Source organism: Bradyrhizobium sp. YCK136 (genome assembly GCF_044570075.1).
Classification (GTDB): domain Bacteria; phylum Pseudomonadota; class Alphaproteobacteria; order Rhizobiales; family Xanthobacteraceae; genus Bradyrhizobium; species Bradyrhizobium diazoefficiens.
In genome coordinates this window covers 7073210-7097233 of the sequence record NZ_CP172424.1, presented here as the reverse complement: position 1 = coordinate 7097233, position 24024 = coordinate 7073210, and the positions used below count along the sequence as shown (strand labels likewise).

Sequence of the window (24024 nt, the reverse complement as noted above, 5' to 3'; positions counted from 1 at the left end):
GAAGGGCGACCCCGGAATCTCGAGATTCCGGGGTCGATGCCGTTGGCATCGCCCCGGAATGACGTGTAAGTCCTACGCCGCCGCGTTCGGGAAGCGGTAATCCTTGAACTGGTCGCGCAGCGCAGTCTTCAGGATCTTGCCGGTGGCGGTGTGCGGGATGCCTTCGACGAAGGCGACGTCGTCGGGCATCCACCATTTGGCGATCTTGCCGTCCATGTACTTCAGGATGTCCTCACGGCTGGCCTGCTGGCCCTGCTTGAGCTGCACGATCAGTAGCGGCCGCTCGTCCCATTTGGGGTGGAAGACGCCGATCACGGCGGCCTCCGCCACGGCCGGATGGCCGACCGCGAGGTTTTCGAGGTCGATCGAGGAGATCCACTCGCCGCCGGACTTGATTACGTCCTTGGAGCGGTCGGTGATCCGCATGTAGCCGTCCTCGTCGATGGTCGAGACGTCGCCGGTGTCGAAGAAGCCGTCCTCGTCGAGGATGTTGGCATCGAGCCGATAATAGGCCTTGGCGACGGCGGGGCCGGACACCTTGAGGCGGCCGAAAGTCTTGCCGTCCCAGGGCAGCTCCTTGCCGGCGTCGTCGGTGATCTTCATCTCGACTGCGAAGGGCGCGTAGCCCTGCATCTGGAGCACATCGAGCCGCGCATCGCCGGTCGCGTTCTGGAACGGCGGCTTCAGCGCCGCGACGCTGCCGATCGGGCTCATCTCGGTCATGCCCCAGGCGTGGCGGACGTTCGAGCCCATGTCGAGGAAGGCCTTGATCATCGAGCGCGGCATCGCCGAGCCGCCGCAGATCACCATCTTCAGGTGCGGCAGCTTCAGATTGTTGGCGGTCATGTGCTGGAGCAGCATCAGCCACACCGTGGGCACGCCGGCGGTGTGCGTCACCTTCTCGGTCGAGAGCAATTCATAGACCGAAGCGCCGTCGAGCTTGGCGCCGGGCATCACCAGCTTGGTGCCCTGCGAGGGCGCGGAGAAGGCGATACCCCAGCTGTTGGCGTGGAACAGCGGCACCACCGGCAGCATCGTCTCGGAGGCGCTGGTGCCGAGCGCATCGACGTTGTTGGCCATCAGCGCGTGCAGCACGTTGGAGCGATGCGAATACAGCACACCCTTCGGATCGCCCGTGGTGCCCGACGTGTAGCACATCGCCGCCGCCGTGTTCTCGTCAAAGTCCTTCCATTTGAATTTGCCGTCGGCCTGCGCAATCCAGTCCTCGTAGGCCACCGCATTCTTCAGCGTGGTCTCGGGCATATGCGCCTTGTCGGTCAGCACGACGTAGCGCTCCACGCTGGGCAGCTTGTCGGCGATCTTCTCAAGGATCGGAACGAAGGTGATGTCGGTCATCACGATGCGGTCCTGTGCATGGTTGATGATCCAGGCGATCTGCTCGGGGAAAAGGCGGGGATTGACGGTATGGCAGATGGCGCCGATCCCCATGATGCCGTACCACGCTTCGAGATGGCGCCAGGTGTTCCAGGCGATCGTTGCGACGCGGTCGCCGAGCTTGATGCCGTCGCGCTCCAGCATCTGCGAGACCTTGAGCGCCCGCTTGTGGATCTCGGCGTAGGTGGTGCGATGGATCGGTCCCTCGATCGATCGCGTGACGACCTCCTGCTTGCCATGAATCCTGGCGGCGTGTTCGATGATCCGGTGGCAGAGCAGGGGCCAGTCTTGCATCAAACCAAGCATTCCGACGTTCCTCCGAGAAGTCGCTGGACGCGTTATCGCTCTCAGCGTTGGGCCAAAGAATTGTCATGAGTTTTAGCCTGCCGGACTTTCGCCGCAAATGGTCTTGTCGCGGCTATATGTCCGCCGGCGCGGCAATGGTTACCGTCGCGCTGGGGCTGACGCTTGGGCTCGCGGATCGGGCGGAGGCGCGAAAATATGCTGCGCCGCTCGATATCTTTGGCTTTGGTACACCACGGCCGCGCGCGAAGGTTCATTCCGCCAAGATCCCGCTACCAAAACCTCGCCCCGCGGAGGCCCCCAAAGCACCGGACGGGGCCGCACCGGAGGCCGACGGCAAGCCTTCCCCGGACAAGCCTTCCCCCGACGAGCCGGCCGAGGCGCCGCCGCTGCCCGAGAAGCAGGTCTCGGCCTGCCGGCTCGCGCTGACCGAGGAGATCGCAATTGCACCCTCCATCCCCGATATCCGCGGCCCCGGCGGCTGCGGCGGCGAGGATCTGGTGCGGCTGGAGGCCATCGTGCTGCCGGACAAGCGCAAGGTGGCGGTCAAGCCGGCGGCGATCCTTCGCTGCACCATGGCGTCTGCGATAGCCGACTGGGTGCGCAAGGACATGGTGCCGCTGGCTACCAGTCTCGGCTCGACCATCAGCGATCTCGACAATTTCGATAGCTTCGAGTGCCGCGGCCGCAATCGCATCGTTGGAGCGTTGCTGTCCGAGCACGGCAAGGCCAACGCCCTCGACGTCCGCGCCGTCAAGCTCGCCAACGGGCAGTCGATTGGCCTCACCGATCGCACCATGTCGCGTGACGTGCGCGAGCGTGTGCTGCATTCGGTGTGCGCGCGCTTTTCCACCGTGCTCGGCCCTGGCTCGGACTGGTACCACGAGGACCATATCCATCTCGACCTGGCGCAGCGGCGCAACGACTATCGGATCTGCCAGTGGAACGTCTGGGATCCCCTGCCGCAGATCGCCCCGCTGCTGCCGGCGGAACGGCCCGAGGAGGCGCCGCCGCGCGAGGTCGCGTCCAAGCCTGAGGCAAAGGATGGGGCTGGTGACGAGGCGGCGGAGAAATCCCCCGCGCCTGCGGACAAGCCGGCGGCCGACAAGGTCCAGCCGTCCAAGCCGGCAACAAAAAAGCGCCGGTAAAACCGGCGCTTTTGAATGTCGGAGATCGGGAGAGGCGATCAGTAGCTGCCCGCCTGGCCAGTTCCGCCGGCGCCGAGCGCCAGGCGCGAATTGTAGGGCGAGTCGCCGTGCTTCGGCTCGAGCACCACCACGATGGTGCCGACCTTGACGCGGCCATAGAGGTCGATCGCGTCCTCGTTGGTCAGACGGATGCAGCCCGACGAGATCGAGGCGCCGATATATTCCGGCTGGTTGGTGCCGTGGATGCGGAACAGCGTGTCCTTGCCGCCCGAGTAGAGATACATCGCGCGGGAGCCCATCGGATTGTCCGGACCGGGCGCAACATAGGTCGGCACGCCCAGGCGCGAAATCTCGCCCGGGGTCGGATGCCAGGCCGGCCACTCGGTCATGCTGCCGACCTTGGCGATGCCCGACCAGGCCATGGCTTCTTCGCCGACGGTGATGCCGTAACGGATCGCCTTGCCGCCATCCAGCACGTAATAGAGGTAGTGGTTGTCGGAATCGACCACGATCGAGCCGGGCGATTCTTTGCGGTGATATTCGACGATGGCGCGGCGGAACGGCTCTGCGACCGGGGTGTTTTCGTACCGGACCTTGGCGAGCAGTTCCTTGTCCTTCGGCTTGAAGGCCTTGGTGTCGGTCGCTTCGAAATGCGTGGCCTGCATGCAGCCCGACAGCATCAGGCCAGCGGCCAAAATCCCCAACTTAACTTTCAGCGACGACATGATTTGGTTCCAATCAAAACAATACCGCGCGGGAAAGCCTGAGCTTAGCGCCCAACTTCCTCGACTCCGTTAATCCCATTATCGTTGAAATCTGCCACAATTCCAGCACTCAAGGCCTTTATCCCGCGCTGCGAGACCTCAGCTGTGGCTTTTTTGCCGCAAGTTTTTCAGGTTTACGCGGGTTTTGGGGCAAAGCGTGCCGGATTGTCGATTCTGTGTCACGGTTGGGCCACGGCGTCGCCACAAATGCAAACGCTCCGTTAATGTGCTTGTCATGATGAACTTGTCAGAATCGCGCTAAAGGCTGTCATTCTGTCGCAGGTTCTCTGGAGTTGTTCATGTTTTCGGTGTTTGTTCCCTCCGAGTCCTCCCTCAAGAAGGCCGTCATCGAGGATCTCACGGCGCTGCCGGAGAATGCGGTCTGGATCGACCTCTTCAGTCCGAGTGCGGCCGAGGACAAGGCGGTGGAGCGGCTTGCGAGCATCGCCATCCCGACCCGGGAAGACATGCAGGAGATCGAGATCTCCAGCCGCCTCTATATCGAGAACGGCGCGCGCTACATGACCGCGACGCTGATGTGCCACTCCGATACCGACATGCCCCGGACCACGGCGGTGACCTTCATCCTCGGCGACCACCGCCTGGTGACGGTGCGCTACGACCTGCCGAAGCCGTTCGCCCTGGTCGAGGCCAAGCTTGGCCGCTCGTGCACGCCGGCGATCACCGGCGAGATGGTGCTGATGGAACTGCTGGACGCCGTGATCGACCGCTGCGCCGACATTCTGGAGCGCTGCGGCGCCGAGATCGACCAGGTCTCGCACGACATCTTCGAGCCCGAGAGCGAGCGCCACGGCCACGCCAAGCAATATTCCCAGATCCTGATCTCGATCGGCCGCAAGGGCGATCTGACCTCCAAGGTTCGCGAGAGCCTGGTCTCGATCGGCCGCGTCGTCGCCTTCCTCTCGGCGGTGGTTGAGGGCGTGAAATGGTCCAAGGACATGCGCGAGCAGCTCAAGACCATGCAGCGCGACGTCTCCTCGCTGACCGACCACGCCTCCTATCTCTCCAGCAAGATTACCTTCGTGCTCGACGCCATGCTCGGCGTCGTCAATCTCGAGCAGAACAACATCATCAAGCTGTTTTCGGTCATGGCTGTTGTCCTGATGCCGCCGACGCTGATCGCCTCGATCTACGGCATGAACTTCAAGTCGATGCCGGAACTCGAATGGGCGCACGGCTACCCGATGGCACTGGTGCTGATGCTGATCGCGGCCATCGTCCCGTACTGGATCTTCAAGCTCAAGAAGTGGCTCTGATACCTACCGAGACCTTACGCCGTTCGTCGAGACACGGTGGTTGGTGTCGCAGAATAGAGCGGGATTGCGGCGTCGCGGTGATGCGTGGCTGCCGCCCCAATTCCTCCGGTAAAATTTGAGCGGTGAGCTGAACGTTTGCGCGAAACTTGTCTGCGATAAGTAGTGCGTAGCCGCGAGGAACAGCCATGGTTGAAAAACACATAACGTCGCCCCGGAACGTCATCGATCTGGCGAACTATCGTCAGGCCCTGGCGAACGGCAAGGCGTCGTCGATGTCGGCACGCATGTGCCGGCACTGTGGTGCTCCGCTGCTCGATGGTGAGAACGACGACGACTGCTCGACTGCATTCAGCACGGCCACGCCAAGGCCGCGCGAGAGGTCACGTCGGATTCGACTCGATTGAGCAACGGAAGGTAAGGGCGATCCAGGTCTTGCGGCGGCTTTGTCTGGATCGCCTGCTTCCCTAGGCACTGTTTCCAATTCCGTCATTGCGAGAAGCGAAGCGACGAACCAATCCAGACCGTCTCCGTGGAGGCGGCCTGGATTGCTTCGCTGCGCTCGCAATGACGACCGCTAAAGGATGGTCTAGACGTGCTGGCCGCCGTTGATGTGGATCTCGGCGCCGTTGACGTAAGACGAGGTGTCCGTGCACAGCACGTAGACGATCTTGGCGACCTCGTCGGGCGTGCCGAGCCGGTGCATCGGGATCTGCTGCTCCACGATCTTCTCGGTGCCGGGCGACAGGATCGAGGTGTCGATCTCGCCCGGCGCGATCGCGTTGACGCGGACGCCGACGCGGCCGAAGTCCGAGGCCATCTCGCGCGTCAGGGATGCAAGCGCGGCCTTGGAGGTGGCGTAGGCCGCGCCTGCGAAGGGATGCACGCGCGAGCCCGCGATCGAGGTGACGTTCACGACCGAGCCCCTGGCCGCCTTCAGCTCCTCGATCAGTCCGCGCGCCATCATGATCGGCGCGAAGAAGTTGACGTGGAAGACATGCGTCCAGGTATCGAGGTCGGTGTCGACCGAACCGAGCCGGGAGCCGCCCGGGCCCTTCGGCGAGATCGCGGCGTTGTTGACCAGCGCATGAAGCATGCCGCCCTCGAGGCGGTTGCGGATTTCGGAGATCGCGCGGGTCGTGTCCTTGGGGTCGGCGAGGTCGACCTGGATGTGGTCCTCAGGGCCCGCATCCCAGGGGCAGTCCTCCGGGAAGGGATGCCGCGAGCAGGTGATGACGCGCCAGCCCGCCGAGGAGAAGCGGATCACGGTCGCATGGCCGATACCGCGGCTCGCTCCGGTCAGGAGCAGCGTGCGTCGCGGTGCGTTTGACGAATGCGGCATGAAGGTCTTTCAGGTCGGGCCTAAGGGTACATCCGCGTCTTGGACCACTTCTGGCCCGCGGCGTCACGACGAAATTCGATGCGGTCGTGCAGACGGAATGGGCGATCGTGCCAGAACTCGATGCGGACCGGCGTGATGCGCCAGCCGCTCCAGCCGGGCGGCCGTGGCACCTCGCCGATGATGTATTTGGCCGCGACTTTTGCGATGGCCTGTTCGAAGGCGAAACGGCTCTCCAGCGCCTCGGACTGCTTGCTCGCCCAGGCGCCGATCTGCGCCTGCTTGGGGCGGGTGGCGAAATAGGCGTCGGCCTCGGCGTCGGTCACCGGCGTCACGTTGCCGCGGATGCGGACCTGACGGCGCAGCGACTTCCAGTGAAAAAGTAACGCTGCCTTAGGATTTGCGGCGAGTTCACGGCCCTTCTGGCTCGCGATGTGGCTGTAGAAGACAAAACCCTCGGTATCGAAGCCCTTCATCAGCACCATGCGCACGTCAGGCAAGCCGTCCGGGTCGACGGTTGCGAGCGCCATGGCATTCGGATCGTTCGGCTCGCTCTTGATCGCTTCGTTCAGCCAGGTCTCGAACAGCGCAAAAGGCTCGTCGGCGGCGGTGAAATCACCGGATGTTAAGGGTGTCTGGTGTTTCATCGAGGTCGTGTCGGTCATGTCTGGAGTCCGAGTTGCGTTCCGCGGCCCAAAACGCGTTGTTGTCCGCTACCGCCCTATATAGGGCATGGGGACGCGTTGGCCTATCGGCGATCCGGCCGTCCGGCCTTGTCATGACGATGGTCCTGATCGGCTTCGGCGCCGGCGGCTGCAGCTTTTCGCGCAACGACACCAGCGCCTATGCCAAGGCCGACGACAGCGACCTCACCGGCTCGATCGCGCGGCCGGCGAAGGACGCAGCACCGACCGAGACCGATCTTGCCTTCGCCCGCAACGCCGCCTCCGACGTGCTGAGCAAGGGCGACAAGGATTCCAGCCAGCACTGGGAGAATCCGGTGACCGGGGCGCGCGGCTCAGTGACGCCGATCGCGCAATCCTATGCCGCCGAGGATGGCCGCAGGTGCCGCGACTTCCTCGCCAGCTACGTCAACGGCAATACCGAAAGCTGGCTCCAGGGCGCCGGCTGCCAAAGCAGCCGTGGCCGTTGGGAGATTCATACGCTAAAGCCGTGGCGGAGCTAGGATTCGGCCGGCAATCCTAGTTGCAAAAATGCCACTCTCTCCCCACATGGTTCGCAGGTGGGGCGGGGAGCCCTTTGAACAATTCGATTTCTTTGAAGGAGACGTGACGGATGCGCGACCCCTATGAGGTCTTGGGGGTGCCGCGGAGCGCCAATGCTGCCGCGATCAAGAGCGCCTATCGCAAGCTTGCCAAGAAGCACCATCCCGACAGCAACAAGGACGACCCGAAGGCCGCCGAGCGTTTCGCCGAACTCAATTCGGCCAACGAGATCCTCGGCGACGAGGACAAGCGCAAGCAGTTCGACCGCGGCGAGATCGACGCCGACGGCAAGCCGCGCTTCCAGGGCTTTCCGGGCGGCGGCGGGCCGCGCGGCCGCGCGGGTCCCGGCGGGTTCGAGAGCTATACGTTCCGCTCCGGCGGCGGCCCGGGTCAGGGCGGCGGCGCGTTCGAGGACATCCTCAACAGCATGTTCGGCGGCGGGGTGCGCGGCGCGCGGCCGGGGGCCGGCGGCGCCGGGCAGTTCGAATTCGACACCGGCGGGATCGGGCTCGATCTCGACGTGAACGTCGCCATGTCCGTCTCGCTGGAGGAGTCGGTCAAGGGCGGCGAGAAGCGCGTCCGTCTGCCGACGGGCAAGGAGCTCAACGTCAAGATTCCGGCCGGCGTCACCGAGGGCCAGCAGATCCGGCTGCGCGGGCAGGGCGAGAGCGCCCAGGGCCATCCGCCGGGCGATCTTCTGATCACCATCGGCATCGCGCCGCACCCGTATTTCAAGGTCGAGGGCGCGGATCTCAGGATCGACCTGCCGGTCACGCTCTACGAGGCGGTGCTCGGCGGCAAGGTCCGCGTTTCGACCCTTGGGAATGCAGTCGAACTCTCGGTCCCGAAGAACACTTCCAGCGGCCGCACCTTCCGGCTGAAGGGCAAGGGCCTGCCGAAAGCAGGCGGAACCGGGGATCTCTTCGTCACTGTCAGGATTATGCTACCGGACGGGAACGACGCCGAGCTTGAAGCATTGATGGAGAAGTGGCGGGACCAACACCCCTACAATCCACGCAGCGGGCTTGGTTAGGGCGCGGTCGGAACTGAAGGGGTTTTCCCAAGGTCTACAGCATCCTCTCTTGCAGATGATGCTCATCATATGCCTGAGGCGCGATAGCGCTTCTCGGCTCATATGCTCGACGTGTCGGCTGTCCGGCGGGGCAGCCGATAAAAAGGTGCGGCCTCGAGAGGGGGACCAGCGCGGTACCAAAAACCCCAATCGAGGCCGCCCGCGTCGATCGGCGGATCGAACGCTGCTCATTTTCGCGTGATCATCCGGTGCGATAATGAGACGCGCCGATGTCTTGATTCCAAATTTTCAATGACGGAATCGAGGCACCGCGCTTGCGCGGTTGTCTAGGTGCCGTTTTTCTCTGCCTGGTCGTACACGGCCTGCGCCACCTTGGTCAGCCGGTCGCGATCGCCGCCGCCGCTGACGACGTAGCCGACCCCGCGCTCCGCCCAGAACAGCGCGCCGTCCTTGTCCGTCTTGGCGTACCGCATCTGCGTTGCACCATTCTCGGTCTTGGCGGTGTAGATCGTGTACCGCTCGCCCGAGGCGCCCTCATACATCAGGAACGACGCCGGACCGTTCGGCCCCGGCAGGAGCCGGCCGCCGACCAGCTTCAACCCGCTCGCCTCCAGGTTCGGCGCGAACACGGTCCAGCCGCAGCGCCGGGTCAGCCAGGCCTGGAGATGGTCACGCTCGTTGCCGCCGACCTCGACGGGGTGGCGGACCTCGACGACATAGAGACGGTGGGCGTCGAGTGCGTCGGCCGTAAAACTCTGGAAGGTCGAGGGGGAGTTGGCGGCGCCATGCGCGATCCAGCCGGCGGTGCCGCCGGCGACGAAGGCAACCAGCACAGCCGCGGCGGCGCCATAGAGCCATTGCCGGGGGCGGCGCTCCAGCCGTTCGAGCTCCAGCCGTACCGGCACCGGCTCCTGGGCGACGGAATCGTAGCGGGCGTGCAGCATCTCGGCCATGTCGCGCCAGGACTGCACCCGCTCGGCATCGTCAGGATGGGCGGCAAGCCAGGCCTCGACGTCGGCGCGGCGCTCGGCCGGCAGCTCGCCATCGACATAGGCGTGCAACTCGTCTTCGGTGATCGGAATATTGCGGTCGTTCATATCGATCGTCTCTGGCTCTGCGGCCCAAAATATCCTTCGTGACTCAACTTCGCTCGCTTTGTCGGCAGGCTGCGGACGGACCCAACGCGTTGCATCAATCCTGCCATCATTTCACCCGCCTGAGCGCCGGGCGCTCACCCTCCAGCGAGGCTTTAACGTGGGCGCGGGCGCGTGCCAGGCGCGACATCACGGTGCCGATCGGCACGCCCTGGATGTCAGCGACCTCGCGGTAGCTCATGCCCTCCAGCATCACCAAAAGCAGCACCGAGCGCTGCTCCTCGACCAGCGTTGCCAGCGCCTTCTCGATGTCGCGTCCCTCGGCTTCGGTCCCGCTGGCGTCCGGGTTGTTCTCTGTCAGCTGCATGAATTGCGGCCGCCTTGCCAGCGAGCGTCGCCGGTTCTTGTTGAGGTTGGTCAGGATCGTATAGAGCCAGCTCCTGACGTCGCCTCCGAGAAACAGGCGCTCCGAACGCAGAGCGCGCACCAACGTATCCTGCACCAGATCGTCGGCCGCATCCGCATCGCGCGTGAGCGCGCGGGCGTAGCGTCGCAACGCCGGGATCATGGCTTCCACACTTTGGCGAAACGCGCTCATTGCCGCCTTGACGTCCTGGTGTTCGGCGCAAGCGCCTTACCCATCATAACACCCGAACGGAACGGCTATTCCGGCGCTCGAAACAGCGTTAACGCCGCGTATTAGGACTGTACCGCGAAGGAGGGCTGGTGTACCTCCAAACCTCAACGAGAGCTCGACGGGACGTTCAAAAATGGCGCAGAATTCAGGTCTGATGCAAGGCAAGCGCGGGGTGGTCCTCGGCGTTGCCAACAACCGCTCGATCGCCTGGGGTATCGCCAAGGCATGCCACGCAGCGGGCGCCGAGCTCGCCTTCACCTATCAGGGCGATGCGCTGAAGAAGCGCGTCGAGCCGCTCGCCGCCGAGATCGGCGGACTCGTGCTCGGCCATTGCGACGTCACCGACGCTGCGACAATCGACGCCGCCTTCGCGGTGCTGAAGGAGAAGTGGGGCAAGATCGACTTCCTGGTGCACGCGATCGCCTATGGCGAGCAGCTCGACGGCCGCTACGTCGACACCACGCAGGAGAACTTCTCCAAGTCGATGCTGATTTCCTGCTACTCGTTCACCGCCGTGGCACAGCGCGCCGAGAAGCTGATGACCGACGGCGGTTCGCTCATCACGCTCTCCTATTACGGCGCGGAGAAGTGGATGCCGCATTACAACGTGATGGGCGTCGCGAAGGCGGCGCTGGAGGCGAGCGTGCGCTATCTCGCGGCCGACCTCGGCGAGAAGAACATCCGCGTCAACGCGATCTCGGCCGGGCCGATCAAGACGCTCGCGGCCTCCGGCATCGGCGACTTCCGCTATATCCTGAAGTGGAACGAGCACAACGCGCCGTTGCGGCGCAACGTCTCCACCGAGGACGTCGGCGGCAGCGCGCTGTATTTCCTCTCCGACCTCTCGCGCGGCGTCACCGGCGAGGTGCATCACGTCGATTCCGGTTACCACGTGCTCGGTATGAAGCGCCCGGACGCGCCGGATATCTCGCTCGGTGGCAAGGACTAGTTCTTGGAACGTGAGTCGTGATTCAAGGTCGGGATGATACCCGAAGCAAGAGAAGTCCACCTTTCGAGGAAAGATCGCAAGGTGCTTGAGGCGTGCTGTCGCTCACCGGTGACGTTGCAGCGCGATTTGAAGCGGGCGCGGATAGTTCTGTTGGCGGCGGATGGGCGCAGCACCCGGTCGATCGCCAAGGAAGTTGGGGTCCAGCCGCGGATTGTCAGCCTTTGGCGGCATCGCTATGCCGACCATGGCCTTGAAGGGCTGCAAGACAAGCCGCGGCCTGGCAAGCAGCCGATCTATACGAAGACGACCGACAAGCGGATTCTGAAGCTGCTGGATAAGCCGCCACCGCAAGGGTTTGCGCGCTGGACCGGCCCCCTGCTGGCCGAGGCGCTGGGCGATGTCGATGTCCAATATGTCTGGCGGTTCCTGCGCAGCCACAAGATTGACCTGGTGGCTCGCAAGTCCTGGTGCGAGAGCAACGACCCGAACTTTACGGCCAAAGCCGCCGATGTTGTCGGCCTCTATGTCGCGCCGCCGGCGAAGGCCATTGTGCTGTGCGTGGACGAGAAGCCCTCGATCCAGGCTTTGGAGCGAGCGCAGGGTTATCTGAAGTTGCCCAATGGCCGCGCCTTGACCGGCCAAAGCCACGATTACAAGCGGCATGGCACCACAACATTGTTTGCGGCGCTCGAAGTCGCCACCGGAAAGATCATCGCGACCCATTCAAAACGCCGGCGCCGCGTCGAGTTTCTCGATTTCATGAACAGCGTCACCGCGGCTTTTCCGAACCGCAAGCTTCACGTCATCCTCGACAACCTCAACACCCATAAAAAGAACGAGGACTGGCTCAAGGCCCACCCCAACGTGCAATTTCATTTCACGCCGACAAGTGCGTCATGGCTCAATCAGGTCGAAGTATGGTTTTCCATCTTGCAGGGGCAGTCGCTCAGCGGCACCTCCTTCACGAGCCTCAAGCAGCTTCAGGAACACATCGATGCCTACGTCAACGCATACAACGACAGAGCCGAGCCCTTCGTCTGGACCAAGAAAAAGGTCCGTCAACGCCGTTTCAAAGGCCCGCCGTATCACTCAGCTCTGATTCCGGGTACTAGCCTTTAGCTGGAATGCCCGTGCCCACGATCTACTATCTTCGCCATGGCGAGACCGAGTGGAATGCGCTCGGGCGGCTCCAGGGCACCAGGGACGTTCCGCTGAACGCGCGCGGCCGCAGCCAGGCCGTGCAGGCCGGCGGCATTCTCGCCGATCTGTTCAAGCGCGACGGCCGCGACAAGGCGGCGCTGCCCTATGTGTCGAGTCCGCTCGGCCGCGCGCGCATGACCATGGAACTTGCGCGCGGCATGCTCGAATTGCCCGTGGCCGACTATTCGCTCGACGATCGCCTGCGCGAGATCGGCTACGGCGTCTGGGAAGGGCTGACGCTGGCCGAGAGCGAGGCGACCGATCCCGAAATCTATGCCAGGCGCCTTGCCGACAAATGGACGGTGGGCCCCGTAGGCGGGGAGACCTACGCCGATGTACAGGTCCGCGTGCGGGCCTGGTACGATCAGCTCCGGACCGACACCGTCGCGGTCGCCCATGGCGGGACCTGCCGGGCCCTGATGGTTTCGCTTGGCCTGGAGACGCCGGCCAGCGCCGCCGAGCTCTATATCGAGCAGGGCGCCGTCTACGTGTTCCGGGACGGGCGGCTGGAGAAGTTTAGTTAAGCCAAGTTTTTGTCATTCCGGGGCGATGCGCAGCACCGAACCCGGTGCGCCCTTGCGCACCTGAGAATCTCGAGATTCCGGGTCTGGTCCTTCGGACCATCCCGGAATGACAGGGAGTGTGCGGGTTTGACCCCCGGCCCCCCGCGCGTTACCACACGCCGGAACCGAGCGAGCACCAATGTCCTTCAACACCTTCGGCCACATGTTCCGCGTCACGACCTTCGGCGAGAGCCACGGGGTGGCGATCGGCTGCGTGGTCGATGGCTGCCCGCCCATGATCCCGCTCACCGAGGCGGACATCCAGGGCGATCTCGACCGCCGCCGGCCCGGCCAGTCGCGCTTCACCACCCAGCGCCAGGAGCCGGATCAGGTGAAGATCCTGTCCGGCGTGATGGCGCATCCGGAGACCGGCGTGCAGGTGACGACGGGCACGCCGATCGGGCTCCTGATCGAGAACACCGACCAGCGGTCGAAGGACTATTCCGAGATCAAGGACAAGTTTCGGCCGGGCCACGCGGACTTTACCTACGAGGCGAAGTACGGCCTGCGCGACTATCGCGGCGGCGGCCGCTCCTCGGCGCGCGAGACCGCGACGCGCGTTGCCGCCGGTGCCATCGCGCGAAAAGTGCTGCCCGACGTCAAGGTGCGCGGCGCCCTAGTGCAAATGGGCCCGCACAAGATCGACCGCGAGAAGTGGGACTGGGACGAGGTCGCCAGGAATCCGTTTTTCTGTCCGGACAAGGACAAGGCTGCGTTCTTCGAAACCTATCTCGACGGCATCCGCAAGAGCGGCTCCTCGATCGGTGCGGTGCTCGAGATCGTCGCTGAAGGCGTGCCGGCGGGCCTCGGTGCGCCGATCTATGCCAAGCTCGATTCCGATCTGGCGGGTGCGATGATGACCATCAATGCCGTGAAGGGCGTCGAGATCGGCGCCGGCTTTGGCGCGGCTGAGCTGACCGGCGAAGAGAACGCCGACGAGATGCGCACCGGCAATGACGGTACGCGCTTCCTGTCCAACCACGCCGGCGGCGTGCTGGGCGGCATCTCCACGGGGCAGCCGGTGGTGGTGCGCTTCGCGGTGAAGCCGACCTCGTCGATCCTCCAGCCTCGCCTCACCGTCGATCGCCAGGGCGCCGACACCGAGATCATGACCAAGGGCCGCCACGACCCCTGCGTCGGCATCCGTGCCGTCCCCGTCGGCGAAGCCATGATGGCCTGCGTGCTGGCGGATCACTTCATCCGAGACCGCGGGCAGGTGGGACGCTAGAGCGGGGTGAGGCGTTAGTGTCGCGGTACCAGCCCACCGCGCAGCTTGACGTCCCCCGAACTTCGTCCGCAAATGCGGACATGCAAAACTCCGAGCTCCAGCGCATCACCAACTGGCTGATCGACGGCGCGAGGTCGTCCGGGACCCCGGCCGAGATGATCGCCGACGTTTGCGAGCATCTGGTCGCAGCTGGCCTGCCGCTGTGGCGGTTCGGCATCTTCATCCGTACGCTGCATCCCGAAATCTTCGGCCGCAACTTCATCTGGCGGGAAGGCCAGGAGGTCGAGATCGGCACTGTCGATTTCGAGATCCTGGACACGCCTGAATTCGCACGCAGCCCGCTGCGGATCGTGTTTGAGGAGGGGCTGGAGGTCCGGGGACGGATGGACGACCCCGACAGCAAGCGGTTTCCGTTCCTCGACGACATGCGCGCCGAAGGCGTGACCGACTACCTCGCGATGCCGATGCCGTATCTCGACGGCTCGATCCACGCAACGAGCTGGACCACGCGTCACCCCAGCGGTTTCAGCGACGACGACGTCGCGGCGATCCGGGCCATGATGGCGCCGCTCGCGCGCGTCAGCGAGATCGTCAGCCTGCGCCGTACCGCCGAGATGCTGCTCGACACCTATGTCGGTAACCGCGCCGGCGCGCGCATCCTCGGCGGCCAGATCCGCCGTGGCCACAACGACACCATGCAGGCGGCCATCTGGCTCTCTGACTTGCGCGGCTTCACCGCGTTGTCGGACCGGCTGCCGGCCGAGACCGTGGTCGAGATCCTCAATCAGTATTTCGACTGCCAGGTCACCGCAATCCGGGGCCATGGCGGCGAGGTGCTGAAGTTCATGGGCGACGGCCTGCTCGCGGTGTTTCCGATCGACGAGTATGTCGGCGATGCCGCCCATGTCTGTTCGCGCGTGCTGGAAGCCGCGCGCGAATCCCGCGCCAGCGTCGAGGCGCTCGCCTTTCCGGTCGGCGACGTCGTCGAGCGCTTCCGCTTTGGCGTTGCGCTGCATGTCGGCCACATCCTCTACGGCAATATCGGCGGCGGCAACCGGCTCGACTTCACCTGCATCGGCCCTGCCGTCAATCTCGCGGCGCGGCTGGAGAAGATCGCCGGCCGGCTCGGCCGCACCGTCGTGGTCTCGGAGGTTTTCGCGAACGCCTGCCGCCACGACTGGCGCGAGCTCGGCGAATTTCCGATCGCGGGGTTTTCGAAGGCGCAGCGTGTGTATGGGCTGGCCGAAGAGACGCCGGTGGTGATGGCCTAAGGGCGTTCAGGCCGACGATCGCGCCGGTCGGCTGAGCAGAGAGCTGCGGCCAGCGCTCTCGGCTGCTGCGCGCCTCAGTCCGTCCGCTCCAGGTTGTCGCGCACGCGCCGCTTCAGCGCATCGATGTCGATCTGATGCACGCTGCCGCTACCGGCGAGGTCGAGCGCGTGCGCAGCGGCGGCGCCCATCGCCATGCAGGGGCCCATCACCCGAACGCTGGAGAGTGCGGCCTTGTCGGCATCGATGCAACGGCCGGCGGCGACGATGTTGTCGGCTTCCTGCGGCGTCAGGCTGCCGAACGGCACATAGTGGACGTGGTCCTTGTCGAAGACGTGCCAATGATGGCCGGAGCCGTGGTCGTGCAGTTCGATCGGCCACGCCGTGCGGCCGATCGCGTCTTCGAATTTGGTGCCGGCGCGGACGTCGTCGACCGACAATTGCTGGCGGCCGACGATCCAGCGCGTCTGGCGGATCCCGGGAAAGCCATAGGCGCGGATGCGCGCCTTGCCGAAGCAGGCGGGGAATTCGTTCCTGAGGAAGGCGAAGGCGCGGTCGGCCTGGTCCTTGCCCTCGATGCCCTTGCGGCTCGCCTCTAGCGGCTCCAGTGGCGTCTCGACATGGGTCATGTTCATGGCGGCAACGCCGCGCCCGGGAATGACGAAGGACAGGCCCTCGCGCCGCAACAGGCCGTAGTCGCCGGCCTTCTCTCGCATGCGCGCCGGCAATTCCTCCCGGCTCGGCACCTTGCTCTCGTCGATATTCTCGACGATCAGCATTTGCGTGCCGTAGATCGGGCCGTCGTCCGGCTCGCGGCAGGCAAAGCCCGCCTGCCACACCAGCGCGGCGTCGCCGGAGGCGTCGACGAAGCCGTTCGCCTCGACCTCGACGTCACCGTAGCGGGTGGAGAGATCGATCCCGGTCACGCGCCGACCGGCGACGCGGACGTTGCGCATGACGGCGCCGACGATCACGGTGACGCCGGCCGCAAGCATCGCCTTCTCGACCCAGCGTCCGAGCGCGACCTCGTCGTAGTAGACGACGGTGGTGTGCGGCCCGCGGCGGTAGAACAGCGCGTTCTCCTGCGCACCGAGGTCGCCAAGGAGATCGTCGGCGATACCGTGGGTGAACTGGTAGCCGTCGCTGCCGTTCGAGAACAGGCCGCAGAAGGTGCCGATGATGGAGTTGACCGCCTGGCCGCCGAGCGCGGGCAGGCTGTCGACCAGCACCACCTTGCGTCCGGCACGCGCGCCCTCGATCGCCGCCGACATGCCGGCAGCACCCGAGCCGACCACGCAGATGTCGGCGACGACGCGCGAGGGCTTTTGGTTCGCGGCACGCCGGACGATTTTGGTGCCTGCGGTGACTTCGCTCGCGCTCATGGGTAGCTCCGTGTTCTTGTTGTCGTTGTCGTCAGTCATTTCGGCGCCGTCGGCCGGTCCGGGACGAAGGATTTGTCGATGATCTTCTCGGCATCGATATCGGGTTCGATCATCTTCTGGCGCTTGAACCAGGCGATCTGACGGGCGATGTCGGCGCTGTCGAGCGCGGGGTCGACGACCGACAGCCCGATGCGGAGCTGCTCGACCTTCTGCTCGGTGTATTTGGAGATGATCGCAAGCATCGCGTCACCTTCCTCGCTGCGGACGAATTTGCCGTCCGCATCGCGTTTCAACAGCACGCGCGCGTAGTCGTCGGCGCCGCGGCGATAGACGGCCAGCACCTTCTCGACCAGCTTGCGGTTCTTCTCGATCGTCGCGGTCGAAGCCACGACGCAGCCGAGCATCCAGGGCGTCTCGTCGCCGACGAAGCCGAGCACGATCGCGTCGCCGGAGGCGACCACCGGGCTGATCGTGGTCGTGGCGGTAAGCGCCGCGTCGAGCTGGCCGCCCTTGATGGCCGCGGCGACATTCGGCAGCGACTGCAGCGGAACGACCCGGACGGAGGTCACGTCGAATTTCAGCTTGTCGGCGATCAGGCCGAGCGAATAATGGAAAGTGGAGCCGACTTGCGTGATGCCGACGGAATGGCCGGGCAAGTCCTTCAGCGTCTTCAGGCCCGAATCATAAGCGCGCTTGGAGGCGACGTAGGCCGTGTTCTGGAAGCCGGGTGCCTCGCGCGCCGTGCCGGCAACCACCTTCAGTCCGCCCTTGCCCGCGAGGTTGTAGAAAGCGGCCGTGAAGCCGGTGAAACCGATGTCGATATCGCCGGACACGCTGGCTACCGCGATCGGCACGGCGGCATCGAAGAATTTCAGATCAGCCTCGATCCCTTCCTGCTCGAAATAGCCGCGCTCCTTGGCGAGGAACAACGGGGCTGCCGAGGAGAGCTTCAACAGCCCGATGCGGACCCTTTCGCCCGCTTGCGCCATGCCGGTGGTGAAGAAGGCGATCGCCACCAGCGTCAGGACCAGTCGGCCTCTTGTCACGAAGCTTCTTATTGATATGCCCACTTCCGTCGTTTCCCGCTTTGCTTATTGTTCGGCCTGCGCCGGTTTTGCGGCATTGTCGGCGATCCCCGGCGGGAATGCAAAGTCGGAAAGCGCGGATGGCTTATTCCTCCGGCTCAGTCGTCAAAAGCAGTGGCGCGATGTTTCTGTGATCACCGGCCACTGCGAGGCGTCCCCCTCAATAAGCGACCTTCATCGCATCTTGCAACTTCTCGTCACCATGGTGCAGGCCGGCCGCGGCATGGCCTGGCTGCCGGAGAGCCTCATCGCCGATCAGCTCGCATCGGGCGAACTGGTGAAGGCGGGCGGGCCGGAATGGGAGATTCCAATCGAGATCCACGTGTTTCGTCCGAGATCGCGACTGACGCCTGCGGCGGAGGCGTTCTGGAAACACGTTCAGGAGCATCCGCGCCCGAGCATTGCGCGCAAGCCAGTGCGCTCCCGTCGCGGCCGAGGCTAGCGGCCTATTCCTCCGGCTCGGTCGTGAACAGCAGCGGATAGCCCTTGGAGCGGCCGGCGTCGGTGGCGCGGGTTGCCTTGGTCTCGGCGACGTCCCTGGTGAACACGGCGACCACGCAGGCGCCCAGCTTGTGCGCCGTGATCATCACCTTGTAGGCCTGATCTTCCGTCATGCGGAACTCGGCCTTGAGGATCATCGTGACGAATTCGCGCGGCGTGTAGTCGTCGTTGATCAGGATGACCTTGTGCAGCTTGGGCCGCTCGACCTTGGTCTTGGTTCTGGTTTTCGGCTTGGTGACGGCGTCGTTCATTCCGCCTCCTTGACACGGCGGGCTCGGGTTCCCTGCCGGAGCGATCAGCTCGCGGCTTTCTCACCATATTGCAGGACCTGCACTTTCTCCAAGGTGATCAGCCCGCTCGACATCATGCCATCCAGGATGGGCAGGAATGCGTTGATGTTGTCCTCGCTGTCGACGATCTCGATCAGCAGCGGCAGGTCTTCCGAGAGCCGCAGGATTTTCGAAGTATGCAGCCGGCTCGACTTGCCGAACCCCATCGGACCGCGCAGCACGGTGGCGCCAGCGAGGTGCAGCTCGCGCGCCTTCATCACGATCGCTTCATAGAGCGGCTTGCCGTCGAAATGGTCGCTCTCGCCGATGAAGATGCGGAGCGAAACAGCCTGATTGGGAATTTGCATGGTCAGCTCCTTTTCAAGCGGTTGTAGCGGCTCGCCATGATATGGCCGAGCCAGACCGACACCAGCCAGCAGACGACGGAGGACGCGACATAGGCCAGCGCGGTGTATTTCATGCCGCCGTGGAACAGGCGGAATGTTTCCAGGCTGAAGGCCGAGAAGGTGGTATAGCCGCCACAGAACCCGGTCATGACGAACTGCCGGTGCTCGGGCCGTGCCAGCATCCGGCCGTCCGGGCCGGTCAGCGTCGCATAGAATCCGATGATCAGCGAGCCGGTGGCGTTGATGAACAGTGTCGCGAAGGGAAAGCCTGGACCGGTATCGAGCGCGAGCCCAACCAGGTAGCGCGTCAGGCCGCCGACGACGCTGCCGGCGGAAACCCAGGCATAGAGCATCGCGCTGCGCCAGCGCTCGGCGGAGGAGGGAACGTTCATCGGCCTCTACCCTCCAAGACCGTCAGCGAGCAGGAAGCCGCAACTCACTGCGGCGAGGCACAGTCCAACCGAGAAGGCGACATTGCCGAGCGCGTGCATCGGCTCGCCGTTGCGGGCGAGCGTCAGCGTTTGCAGGCTGAACGAGGACACCGTGGTGTAGCAGCCGAGGAAACCGGTCACTGCGAACAGCCATGGATTGGGCGAGGCGAACATCGAGCCCGGATGGGTTGCCAGCGCGCCAAAAATGCCGATCAGGAAGGCGCCGGTGACGTTGATGGTCATGGTGCCCCACGGAAAGGTCTCGCCCAGCCGCCGCGCGACAGCGCCGGAGATGAAGTAGCGCGCACAGCCGCCGAGCACGCTGCCGACCACGATTGCGATCACTCCGCTCAGCACGACGAACGACCCCCCATCCTCACTTGCCCTCCGCTGCCAGCCCGTTGCCGACGGCGAGCAGCACTACGAGCGACACCAGCGCGAAGCCGAGCCCTGCCAGGAACGTGCCGGCTGGACCATAGGCGTCCCACAGCGCACCGGCGATCACGCTCGCGGCCAGCAGTGCCAGGCCGGTGAACAGGTTGAAATAGCCGAATGCGGTGCCGCGCAAGCTTGGCGGCGCGGCGTCGGCGACGAGGGCCGAGAGCAAGCCTTGCGTCAATCCCATATGCAGCCCCCACAGCACGACCCCGAGCGCCAGGCCGCCAAGGTTCGGCAGCAGCGCGAGCGCGAGATCGGCGCCGGCGAGGAAGACGAGACCGAGCGCGAGCAGGCTGGTCCGGTTGATGCGGTCCGACAGCACGCCGGCCGGATAGGCCGACAGCGCGTAGACGATGTTCATCAGCACCAGCACCGCCGGCACCCACATCGCATTGAGGCCGTTGTTCTGCGCGCGCAGGATCAGGAAGGCTTCGCTGAAGCGCGCCAGCGTGAAGACGATTCCGACCGCCACGACACGCCAGTAGACCGCTCCGAGTTGCCGCATCGCGGCGAGATTGAGCGGATTTTTCGCAGATTCCCGGCTCGGGTCCGGCTCCGGCTCGCTCACGGCAAAGGCGATCAGGCCGAAGGACAGAAAGGCCGGCAGCACGGCAACCCAGAACACGGCGGTAAAATTGTCAGCCGTCCACCACATCAGGCCGATCGCCGCGAGCGGTCCGACGAAGGCGCCGATGGTGTCGAGCGATTGGCGCAGGCCAAAGCTCGCGCCGCGCAGGCCGACGGGTGCGATATCGGCGATCAGCGCATCGCGCGGCGCGCCGCGAATGCCCTTGCCGACCCGGTCGATGAAGCGCGCCGCCACCAGCCATTCGACGCTGGGCGCGAGCGGGAATAGCGGCTTGGTGACGGCTGCCAGCCCATAGCCGAGCGCGGCAAGCAGCTTGCGGCGGCCGAGCCAGTCCGACAGCGCGCCGGAGAAGATCTTGGTGATCGAGGCCGTCGCCTCCGCAATGCCCTCGATGAAGCCGACCGTGAGCGTCGAGGCGCTGAGCACGGTGACGAGATAGACCGGCAGCAGCGCGTGGATCATCTCGGAGGAGACGTCCATCAGCATCGAGACGAAGCCGAGCACCCAGATCCCCCTGGGCAGCCCCGCGCGCGCAGCATTCGGTGTCGTCGTCGTCACGCCTTGGACTTCCCCTCGAACGTCCCCTTGGCCTTCACGTCCCGGCCTTCGCCTTCAGGCAACAAAAAACCCGCCATTGGCGGGTTTGTCCATGCTCCCGCCAAAGGCAGAGGCTCAAAAATTGCCCCACCTCAAGCAGGAGTCATCAGCCCATCACGGTCACCGACCGCCGGGCGGTTGTCGGGGGACTCCATCCCCATCTGTGCGGCCAGCCTAGCATGGAAATCACGCCGGACAAGTGGGCGGGGTGCGTGTCCGGTACTGTCATTCCGGGGTCGGCTCTTCGAGCCACCCCGGAATGACGGAGCCTGTGGTCGCACGTGTTCCGATGACGCTAGCGCGGCAACACGGCGGCAGCTTTGCGTAATTCCTAACTCGAATGTGAAGCGCAGGCGATCTTCGCACTTTGCGGCAAGGCGATTGCATGTCACCATCGCGTCATACGACGGGAGACTGCGATGCGGTTGCTGTTCTCGATCGGGGCTGTGCTGGTGGCCGGCGTGCTTGCCGGGGGGGACGTCGCGGGCATCGCGGCACCAGGGCCGAAGTTTGAGCCGCCCAGGACTCAGCGGCTGGCGGCCGACAAGGATGCGCAGACGGTCGATGTCGAGCTGATCCTCGCGGTCGACGTGTCCTACTCCATGGACATGGACGAGCTGGCGATCCAGCGCGAGGGCTACGCGCAGGCGATCCAGTCGAAAGAGTTTCTCCAGGCGTTGAAGATGGGCCCGAACGGCCGGATTGCGGTGACCTATTTCGAGTGGGCTGCTTCCACCGACCAGAAGATCATCATTCCCTGGCGGCTGATCGACGGACCTGAGACCGCGGACGCGGTCGCCACCGAAATCATGAAGACGCCGATCCGGCGCGCCTCGCGCACCTCGATCTCCGGCGCGATCACGTTCGCGATGCCGCTGTTCGACGAGGATCCCTATCGGGGCTTGCGTCGCGTCATCGACATCTCCGGCGACGGCCCCAACAACAATGGCGGCCCGGTCACGGTGGCGCGCGACGCCGCGCTCGAGAAAAGCATCGTCATCAACGGCCTGCCGATCATGGTCAAGGAGCCGTCCTATTCGACCATGGATATCGACAATCTCGACTACTACTACGAGGATTGCGTCATCGGCGGTCCCGGCTCCTTCGTCATCACGATCAAGGACCGCGAGAAGTTCAAGGAAGCGATCCGCACCAAGCTCCTGATGGAGGTCGCAGGCCGCGTGCCCGATCGTCCCGTGATGCGGGTCGCCGACAAGGAGCCGCGCGTCAGCTGCCTGATCGGCGAGAAGATCTGGTCGGACCGCTGGGGACGCTAAGCGGCCCCCGGCTGAGACCTTTTGCCGTCTCGGCCGGCGGTTGAACTTAACGGCTCATTAACCTGCGCGTGGCCCTAATCGGATGGTTTCCGTTCGTTTCCGGTCAGCGTCCTGGCATGGCTGGAGCGAACGAAAGCGGATTCGCCAGACCTGTCCGCCGAGCAATCCAATGGCCATCGTCACATCGAGCACCAGCCAGATTTCGCCCGCGAACGAGCGGATCTTTCACCAGAGCGCTCTGGTCGGTGACTGGAAGGGCAATTGGGTGGGCAACAACCAGCCGGTCGGCTTCAAGGTCGTGAACATCCGCGGTGCGCGGGCGCAGGTCGAATACACCCATAACGGGCACACCGAGCGCGGCTTTGGCGAGGTCCAGGGCTCGCTTATCACCTTCGGCGGGGTCACGGTCGGCACCAAGGACGGCAAGAACATGGTGCTGCTGTTCTCTGCGGGCGGCGCCGGCAAGCAGACCGCCAATCTCGAGAAGCAGGCGCCGCCGGCCTCCGACAGCCGTCTCATGGGAAGCTGGGGCGGCTATTCCAGCGACAACGGCAAGAGTGCGAGCTTCAAGGTGCTCGCCGTCAACGGCAAGGAGGCGCAGGTCAGCGTCACCACCGACGGCATCACCCGGCAGGGCACCGGCTACGTCTACAAGAACGTCATCATGTTCGGGCAGGCGCAGATTGCGACCGATGACGGGAAGAACGGCAAGGTCATCTACCAGGTCGGCACCAAGTCCTTCATGGTGCCGGTGACGAAATATCCACCGGCCGATTCATCGTCTTCGGTCGACAAGACCGCCTGAACGCTTCGCGTTCCCGACGCGCGCGGCGGCCGGCCGTCCTCACCATTTCGGTGCCCGTTTCTCCACGAACGCCCTCAGACCCTCCTGCGCCTCGTCCGACGTCGCGACGTTGCAGAAGTCGTCCACGGCGCTGGCAATGCTGCGCCGATAGTCGAGGTCGATCTGGCGCATGAAGGCGGCCCGGCCCATCCGCAGCACCGCGGCTGATTTCGCGGCGAACTGCGCCGCGAGCCTCACGACTTCGGCCTCGAGCTCCGTATCTCCGACGACGCGGTTCACCACGCCGAGCTCGCGTGCCTCGGCGGCGCTGAAGACGCGGCCGGTGAACAGCAGCTCGAAAGCGCGGTGGCGCCCGATGATGCGCGGCAGATGCGCGTAGTGGATCGCGGGAATGACGCCGACGTCGATCTCGGGATAGCCGAACGTCGCGCTCTCGGATGCCAGCACCACGTCGCAGGACACCGCCATGGTCATGCCGCCGCCGCGGGCCGCGCCGCCGACCGCGGCGATCGACGGCTTTCCGAGCCCGTACTGGGCGTCGTAAAGGTCGATATAGAGTGCCTGGAGGAATTCGCGGATCTGGGCGCCGGATTTGCCAAGCAGGATGTCGAGGTCGAGGCCTGCCGAAAAGCGCCTGACGATCGCGCTCGCCAGCACGACCACGCGCGCATCCGGATCGTCGGCGGCGCGGCGCAGTGCCGCGACCACCGCCCGGATGACCTCGAGGCTCAGCGCATTGACCGGCGGGCGGTTGAGCGTGATGCGGGCGATGTTGCCCACGCATTCGTAGGCGACGGGGCTGTCAGATGTCACCGGGGTCTC

The 24024-nt window shown here is 64.7% G+C and carries 26 protein-coding genes, 1 pseudogene and 1 riboswitch; of the genes and pseudogenes, 13 read left to right on the top strand and 14 right to left on the bottom strand.

What is annotated here, in order from left to right:
* Window positions 1–72: 72 nt before the first annotated feature.
* Window positions 73–1701, bottom strand: a complete 1629-nt coding sequence (locus ACFLEY_RS34280) for a fatty-acid--CoA ligase (RefSeq protein WP_011085405.1) — start codon at window positions 1699–1701, stop codon at window positions 73–75.
* 65 nt (window positions 1702–1766) lie between these two features.
* Here ACFLEY_RS34280 and ACFLEY_RS34275 point away from each other — a divergent pair, with 65 nt between their 5' ends.
* Window positions 1767–2846: an extensin family protein gene (locus tag ACFLEY_RS34275; RefSeq protein ID WP_211434173.1), complete on the top strand. Its 1080-nt coding sequence runs from the start codon at window positions 1767–1769 to the stop codon at window positions 2844–2846.
* Between the two features lie 38 nt (window positions 2847–2884).
* Here the strand turns inward: ACFLEY_RS34275 and ACFLEY_RS34270 are convergent, their stop codons facing one another.
* Window positions 2885–3571 (bottom strand): L,D-transpeptidase, encoded by a 687-nt coding sequence (locus ACFLEY_RS34270; protein WP_011085407.1) that lies wholly within the window; start codon window positions 3569–3571, stop codon window positions 2885–2887.
* Between the two features lie 338 nt (window positions 3572–3909).
* Here ACFLEY_RS34270 and ACFLEY_RS34265 point away from each other — a divergent pair, with 338 nt between their 5' ends.
* Both ACFLEY_RS34265 and ACFLEY_RS34260 read left to right on the top strand, forming a co-directional pair.
* The gene (locus ACFLEY_RS34265; protein ID WP_060912964.1) at window positions 3910–4887 is read left to right on the top strand and encodes a magnesium transporter CorA family protein; all 978 of its coding nucleotides are present in this window, start codon (window positions 3910–3912) and stop codon (window positions 4885–4887) included.
* 185 nt (window positions 4888–5072) lie between these two features.
* Window positions 5073–5291, top strand: a complete 219-nt coding sequence (locus tag ACFLEY_RS34260) for a hypothetical protein (protein ID WP_074077209.1) — start codon at window positions 5073–5075, stop codon at window positions 5289–5291.
* A gap of 182 nt (window positions 5292–5473) precedes the next feature.
* On the opposite strand, the gene ACFLEY_RS34255 is transcribed toward ACFLEY_RS34260, so the two are convergent.
* Window positions 5474–6226 (bottom strand): SDR family NAD(P)-dependent oxidoreductase, encoded by a 753-nt coding sequence (locus tag ACFLEY_RS34255; protein ID WP_011085409.1) that lies wholly within the window; start codon window positions 6224–6226, stop codon window positions 5474–5476.
* Between the two features lie 20 nt (window positions 6227–6246).
* A complete protein-coding gene (gene pdxH / locus ACFLEY_RS34250) occupies window positions 6247–6888 on the bottom strand; it encodes a pyridoxamine 5'-phosphate oxidase (protein ID WP_011085410.1) in 642 nt (213 codons plus the stop codon).
* 113 nt (window positions 6889–7001) lie between these two features.
* On the opposite strand from pdxH, the gene ACFLEY_RS34245 reads away from it, so the two are divergent.
* Both ACFLEY_RS34245 and ACFLEY_RS34240 read left to right on the top strand, forming a co-directional pair.
* Window positions 7002–7409 carry an RT0821/Lpp0805 family surface protein gene (locus ACFLEY_RS34245; RefSeq protein WP_028175353.1) on the top strand — a complete coding sequence of 136 codons (408 nt, stop codon included), beginning with the start codon at window positions 7002–7004 and terminating at the stop codon, window positions 7407–7409.
* A 110-nt stretch (window positions 7410–7519) separates the two neighbouring features.
* Window positions 7520–8482 carry a DnaJ C-terminal domain-containing protein gene (locus ACFLEY_RS34240; protein WP_211434172.1) on the top strand — a complete coding sequence of 321 codons (963 nt, stop codon included), beginning with the start codon at window positions 7520–7522 and terminating at the stop codon, window positions 8480–8482.
* A gap of 326 nt (window positions 8483–8808) precedes the next feature.
* Here ACFLEY_RS34240 and ACFLEY_RS34235 read toward each other — a convergent pair whose 3' ends face one another.
* Window positions 8809–9579 carry an anti-sigma factor gene (locus ACFLEY_RS34235; RefSeq protein ID WP_011085413.1) on the bottom strand — a complete coding sequence of 257 codons (771 nt, stop codon included), beginning with the start codon at window positions 9577–9579 and terminating at the stop codon, window positions 8809–8811.
* 106 nt (window positions 9580–9685) lie between these two features.
* Window positions 9686–10174 carry a sigma-70 family RNA polymerase sigma factor gene (locus ACFLEY_RS34230; protein ID WP_011085414.1) on the bottom strand — a complete coding sequence of 163 codons (489 nt, stop codon included), beginning with the start codon at window positions 10172–10174 and terminating at the stop codon, window positions 9686–9688.
* A 172-nt stretch (window positions 10175–10346) separates the two neighbouring features.
* Here ACFLEY_RS34230 and fabI point away from each other — a divergent pair, with 172 nt between their 5' ends.
* The 5 genes and pseudogenes from fabI to ACFLEY_RS34205 all read left to right on the top strand — a co-directional run bounded on the left by fabI (window position 10347) and on the right by ACFLEY_RS34205 (window position 15424).
* On the top strand, window positions 10347–11162 hold the full coding sequence (gene fabI / locus ACFLEY_RS34225; RefSeq protein ID WP_011085415.1) for an enoyl-ACP reductase FabI: 816 nt from the start codon (window positions 10347–10349) through the stop codon (window positions 11160–11162).
* Window positions 11163–11195: 33 nt separating this feature from the next.
* Window positions 11196–12261: pseudogene (locus ACFLEY_RS34220) on the top strand (IS630-like element ISRj1 family transposase).
* A 25-nt stretch (window positions 12262–12286) separates the two neighbouring features.
* Entirely contained in the window at window positions 12287–12886 is a 600-nt protein-coding gene (locus ACFLEY_RS34215; RefSeq protein ID WP_011085416.1) for a histidine phosphatase family protein, read from the top strand.
* 178 nt (window positions 12887–13064) lie between these two features.
* Window positions 13065–14153 (top strand): chorismate synthase, encoded by a 1089-nt coding sequence (gene aroC, locus ACFLEY_RS34210; protein ID WP_011085417.1) that lies wholly within the window; start codon window positions 13065–13067, stop codon window positions 14151–14153.
* 80 nt (window positions 14154–14233) lie between these two features.
* Entirely contained in the window at window positions 14234–15424 is a 1191-nt protein-coding gene (locus ACFLEY_RS34205) for an adenylate/guanylate cyclase domain-containing protein (protein ID WP_060910916.1), read from the top strand.
* 74 nt (window positions 15425–15498) lie between these two features.
* Here ACFLEY_RS34205 and ACFLEY_RS34200 read toward each other — a convergent pair whose 3' ends face one another.
* The gene (locus ACFLEY_RS34200) at window positions 15499–16842 is read right to left on the bottom strand and encodes an FAD-dependent oxidoreductase (protein ID WP_082756097.1); all 1344 of its coding nucleotides are present in this window, start codon (window positions 16840–16842) and stop codon (window positions 15499–15501) included.
* Window positions 16839–17849 (bottom strand): ABC transporter substrate-binding protein, encoded by a 1011-nt coding sequence (locus ACFLEY_RS34195; protein WP_060910917.1) that lies wholly within the window; start codon window positions 17847–17849, stop codon window positions 16839–16841. The genes ACFLEY_RS34200 and ACFLEY_RS34195 overlap by 4 nt, the downstream gene beginning before the upstream one ends.
* Window positions 17850–17865: 16 nt before the next feature.
* Between ACFLEY_RS34195 and ACFLEY_RS34190 the strand changes: the two genes are divergently transcribed.
* Window positions 17866–18330, top strand: coding sequence for a substrate-binding domain-containing protein (locus ACFLEY_RS34190; protein WP_396604316.1), 465 nt, complete (start codon window positions 17866–17868; stop codon window positions 18328–18330).
* Window positions 18331–18334: 4 nt separating this feature from the next.
* Here the strand turns inward: ACFLEY_RS34190 and clpS are convergent, their stop codons facing one another.
* Genes clpS through ACFLEY_RS34165 form a run of 5 tightly spaced genes read right to left on the bottom strand, consistent with a single transcriptional unit; the run spans window position 18335 to window position 21081 of the window.
* Entirely contained in the window at window positions 18335–18640 is a 306-nt protein-coding gene (gene clpS / locus ACFLEY_RS34185; RefSeq protein ID WP_028175348.1) for an ATP-dependent Clp protease adapter ClpS, read from the bottom strand.
* Between the two features lie 44 nt (window positions 18641–18684).
* Window positions 18685–19026, bottom strand: a complete 342-nt coding sequence (locus ACFLEY_RS34180; protein ID WP_011085423.1) for a DUF190 domain-containing protein — start codon at window positions 19024–19026, stop codon at window positions 18685–18687.
* A gap of 2 nt (window positions 19027–19028) precedes the next feature.
* The gene (gene crcB / locus ACFLEY_RS34175) at window positions 19029–19457 is read right to left on the bottom strand and encodes a fluoride efflux transporter CrcB (protein ID WP_028175347.1); all 429 of its coding nucleotides are present in this window, start codon (window positions 19455–19457) and stop codon (window positions 19029–19031) included.
* A 6-nt stretch (window positions 19458–19463) separates the two neighbouring features.
* Window positions 19464–19853 carry a fluoride efflux transporter CrcB gene (gene crcB / locus ACFLEY_RS34170; RefSeq protein ID WP_060910918.1) on the bottom strand — a complete coding sequence of 130 codons (390 nt, stop codon included), beginning with the start codon at window positions 19851–19853 and terminating at the stop codon, window positions 19464–19466.
* A 19-nt stretch (window positions 19854–19872) separates the two neighbouring features.
* A complete protein-coding gene (locus ACFLEY_RS34165) occupies window positions 19873–21081 on the bottom strand; it encodes an MFS transporter (protein ID WP_396604315.1) in 1209 nt (402 codons plus the stop codon).
* 129 nt (window positions 21082–21210) lie between these two features.
* Window positions 21211–21288, bottom strand: a riboswitch (Fluoride riboswitch).
* A 251-nt stretch (window positions 21289–21539) separates the two neighbouring features.
* Here ACFLEY_RS34165 and ACFLEY_RS34160 point away from each other — a divergent pair.
* The gene (locus tag ACFLEY_RS34160; protein WP_060910920.1) at window positions 21540–22397 is read left to right on the top strand and encodes a DUF1194 domain-containing protein; all 858 of its coding nucleotides are present in this window, start codon (window positions 21540–21542) and stop codon (window positions 22395–22397) included.
* A 169-nt stretch (window positions 22398–22566) separates the two neighbouring features.
* A complete protein-coding gene (locus ACFLEY_RS34155) occupies window positions 22567–23202 on the top strand; it encodes a hypothetical protein (protein WP_060910921.1) in 636 nt (211 codons plus the stop codon).
* Window positions 23203–23241: 39 nt separating this feature from the next.
* Here the strand turns inward: ACFLEY_RS34155 and ACFLEY_RS34150 are convergent, their stop codons facing one another.
* A complete protein-coding gene (locus ACFLEY_RS34150; protein WP_060910922.1) occupies window positions 23242–24015 on the bottom strand; it encodes an enoyl-CoA hydratase/isomerase family protein in 774 nt (257 codons plus the stop codon).
* Window positions 24016–24024 lie beyond the last annotated feature (9 nt).

Excerpts from the sequence above, each read along its gene's own strand:
- ACFLEY_RS34190 (WP_396604316.1), top strand. The coding sequence starts at position 17,866 with ATGCCCACTTCCGTCGTTTCCCGCTTTGCTTATTGTTCGGCCTGCGCC.
- aroC (WP_011085417.1), top strand. The coding sequence starts at position 13,065 with ATGTCCTTCAACACCTTCGGCCACATGTTCCGCGTCACGACCTTCGGC.
- ACFLEY_RS34265 (WP_060912964.1), top strand. The coding sequence starts at position 3,910 with ATGTTTTCGGTGTTTGTTCCCTCCGAGTCCTCCCTCAAGAAGGCCGTC.
- ACFLEY_RS34200 (WP_082756097.1), bottom strand. The coding sequence starts at position 16,842 with ATGACTGACGACAACGACAACAAGAACACGGAGCTACCCATGAGCGCG.
- ACFLEY_RS34260 (WP_074077209.1), top strand. The coding sequence starts at position 5,073 with ATGGTTGAAAAACACATAACGTCGCCCCGGAACGTCATCGATCTGGCG.
- ACFLEY_RS34180 (WP_011085423.1), bottom strand. The coding sequence starts at position 19,026 with ATGCAAATTCCCAATCAGGCTGTTTCGCTCCGCATCTTCATCGGCGAG.
- clpS (WP_028175348.1), bottom strand. The coding sequence starts at position 18,640 with ATGAACGACGCCGTCACCAAGCCGAAAACCAGAACCAAGACCAAGGTC.
- crcB (WP_028175347.1), bottom strand. The coding sequence starts at position 19,457 with ATGAACGTTCCCTCCTCCGCCGAGCGCTGGCGCAGCGCGATGCTCTAT.
- pdxH (WP_011085410.1), bottom strand. The coding sequence starts at position 6,888 with ATGACCGACACGACCTCGATGAAACACCAGACACCCTTAACATCCGGT.
- ACFLEY_RS34270 (WP_011085407.1), bottom strand. The coding sequence starts at position 3,571 with ATGTCGTCGCTGAAAGTTAAGTTGGGGATTTTGGCCGCTGGCCTGATG.
- ACFLEY_RS34215 (WP_011085416.1), top strand. The coding sequence starts at position 12,287 with ATGCCCGTGCCCACGATCTACTATCTTCGCCATGGCGAGACCGAGTGG.
- ACFLEY_RS34235 (WP_011085413.1), bottom strand. The coding sequence starts at position 9,579 with ATGAACGACCGCAATATTCCGATCACCGAAGACGAGTTGCACGCCTAT.
- fabI (WP_011085415.1), top strand. The coding sequence starts at position 10,347 with ATGGCGCAGAATTCAGGTCTGATGCAAGGCAAGCGCGGGGTGGTCCTC.
- ACFLEY_RS34205 (WP_060910916.1), top strand. The coding sequence starts at position 14,234 with ATGCAAAACTCCGAGCTCCAGCGCATCACCAACTGGCTGATCGACGGC.
- ACFLEY_RS34255 (WP_011085409.1), bottom strand. The coding sequence starts at position 6,226 with ATGCCGCATTCGTCAAACGCACCGCGACGCACGCTGCTCCTGACCGGA.
- ACFLEY_RS34280 (WP_011085405.1), bottom strand. The coding sequence starts at position 1,701 with ATGCTTGGTTTGATGCAAGACTGGCCCCTGCTCTGCCACCGGATCATC.
- ACFLEY_RS34245 (WP_028175353.1), top strand. The coding sequence starts at position 7,002 with ATGACGATGGTCCTGATCGGCTTCGGCGCCGGCGGCTGCAGCTTTTCG.
- ACFLEY_RS34275 (WP_211434173.1), top strand. The coding sequence starts at position 1,767 with ATGAGTTTTAGCCTGCCGGACTTTCGCCGCAAATGGTCTTGTCGCGGC.
- ACFLEY_RS34240 (WP_211434172.1), top strand. The coding sequence starts at position 7,520 with ATGCGCGACCCCTATGAGGTCTTGGGGGTGCCGCGGAGCGCCAATGCT.
- ACFLEY_RS34155 (WP_060910921.1), top strand. The coding sequence starts at position 22,567 with ATGGCCATCGTCACATCGAGCACCAGCCAGATTTCGCCCGCGAACGAG.
- ACFLEY_RS34160 (WP_060910920.1), top strand. The coding sequence starts at position 21,540 with ATGCGGTTGCTGTTCTCGATCGGGGCTGTGCTGGTGGCCGGCGTGCTT.
- ACFLEY_RS34230 (WP_011085414.1), bottom strand. The coding sequence starts at position 10,174 with ATGAGCGCGTTTCGCCAAAGTGTGGAAGCCATGATCCCGGCGTTGCGA.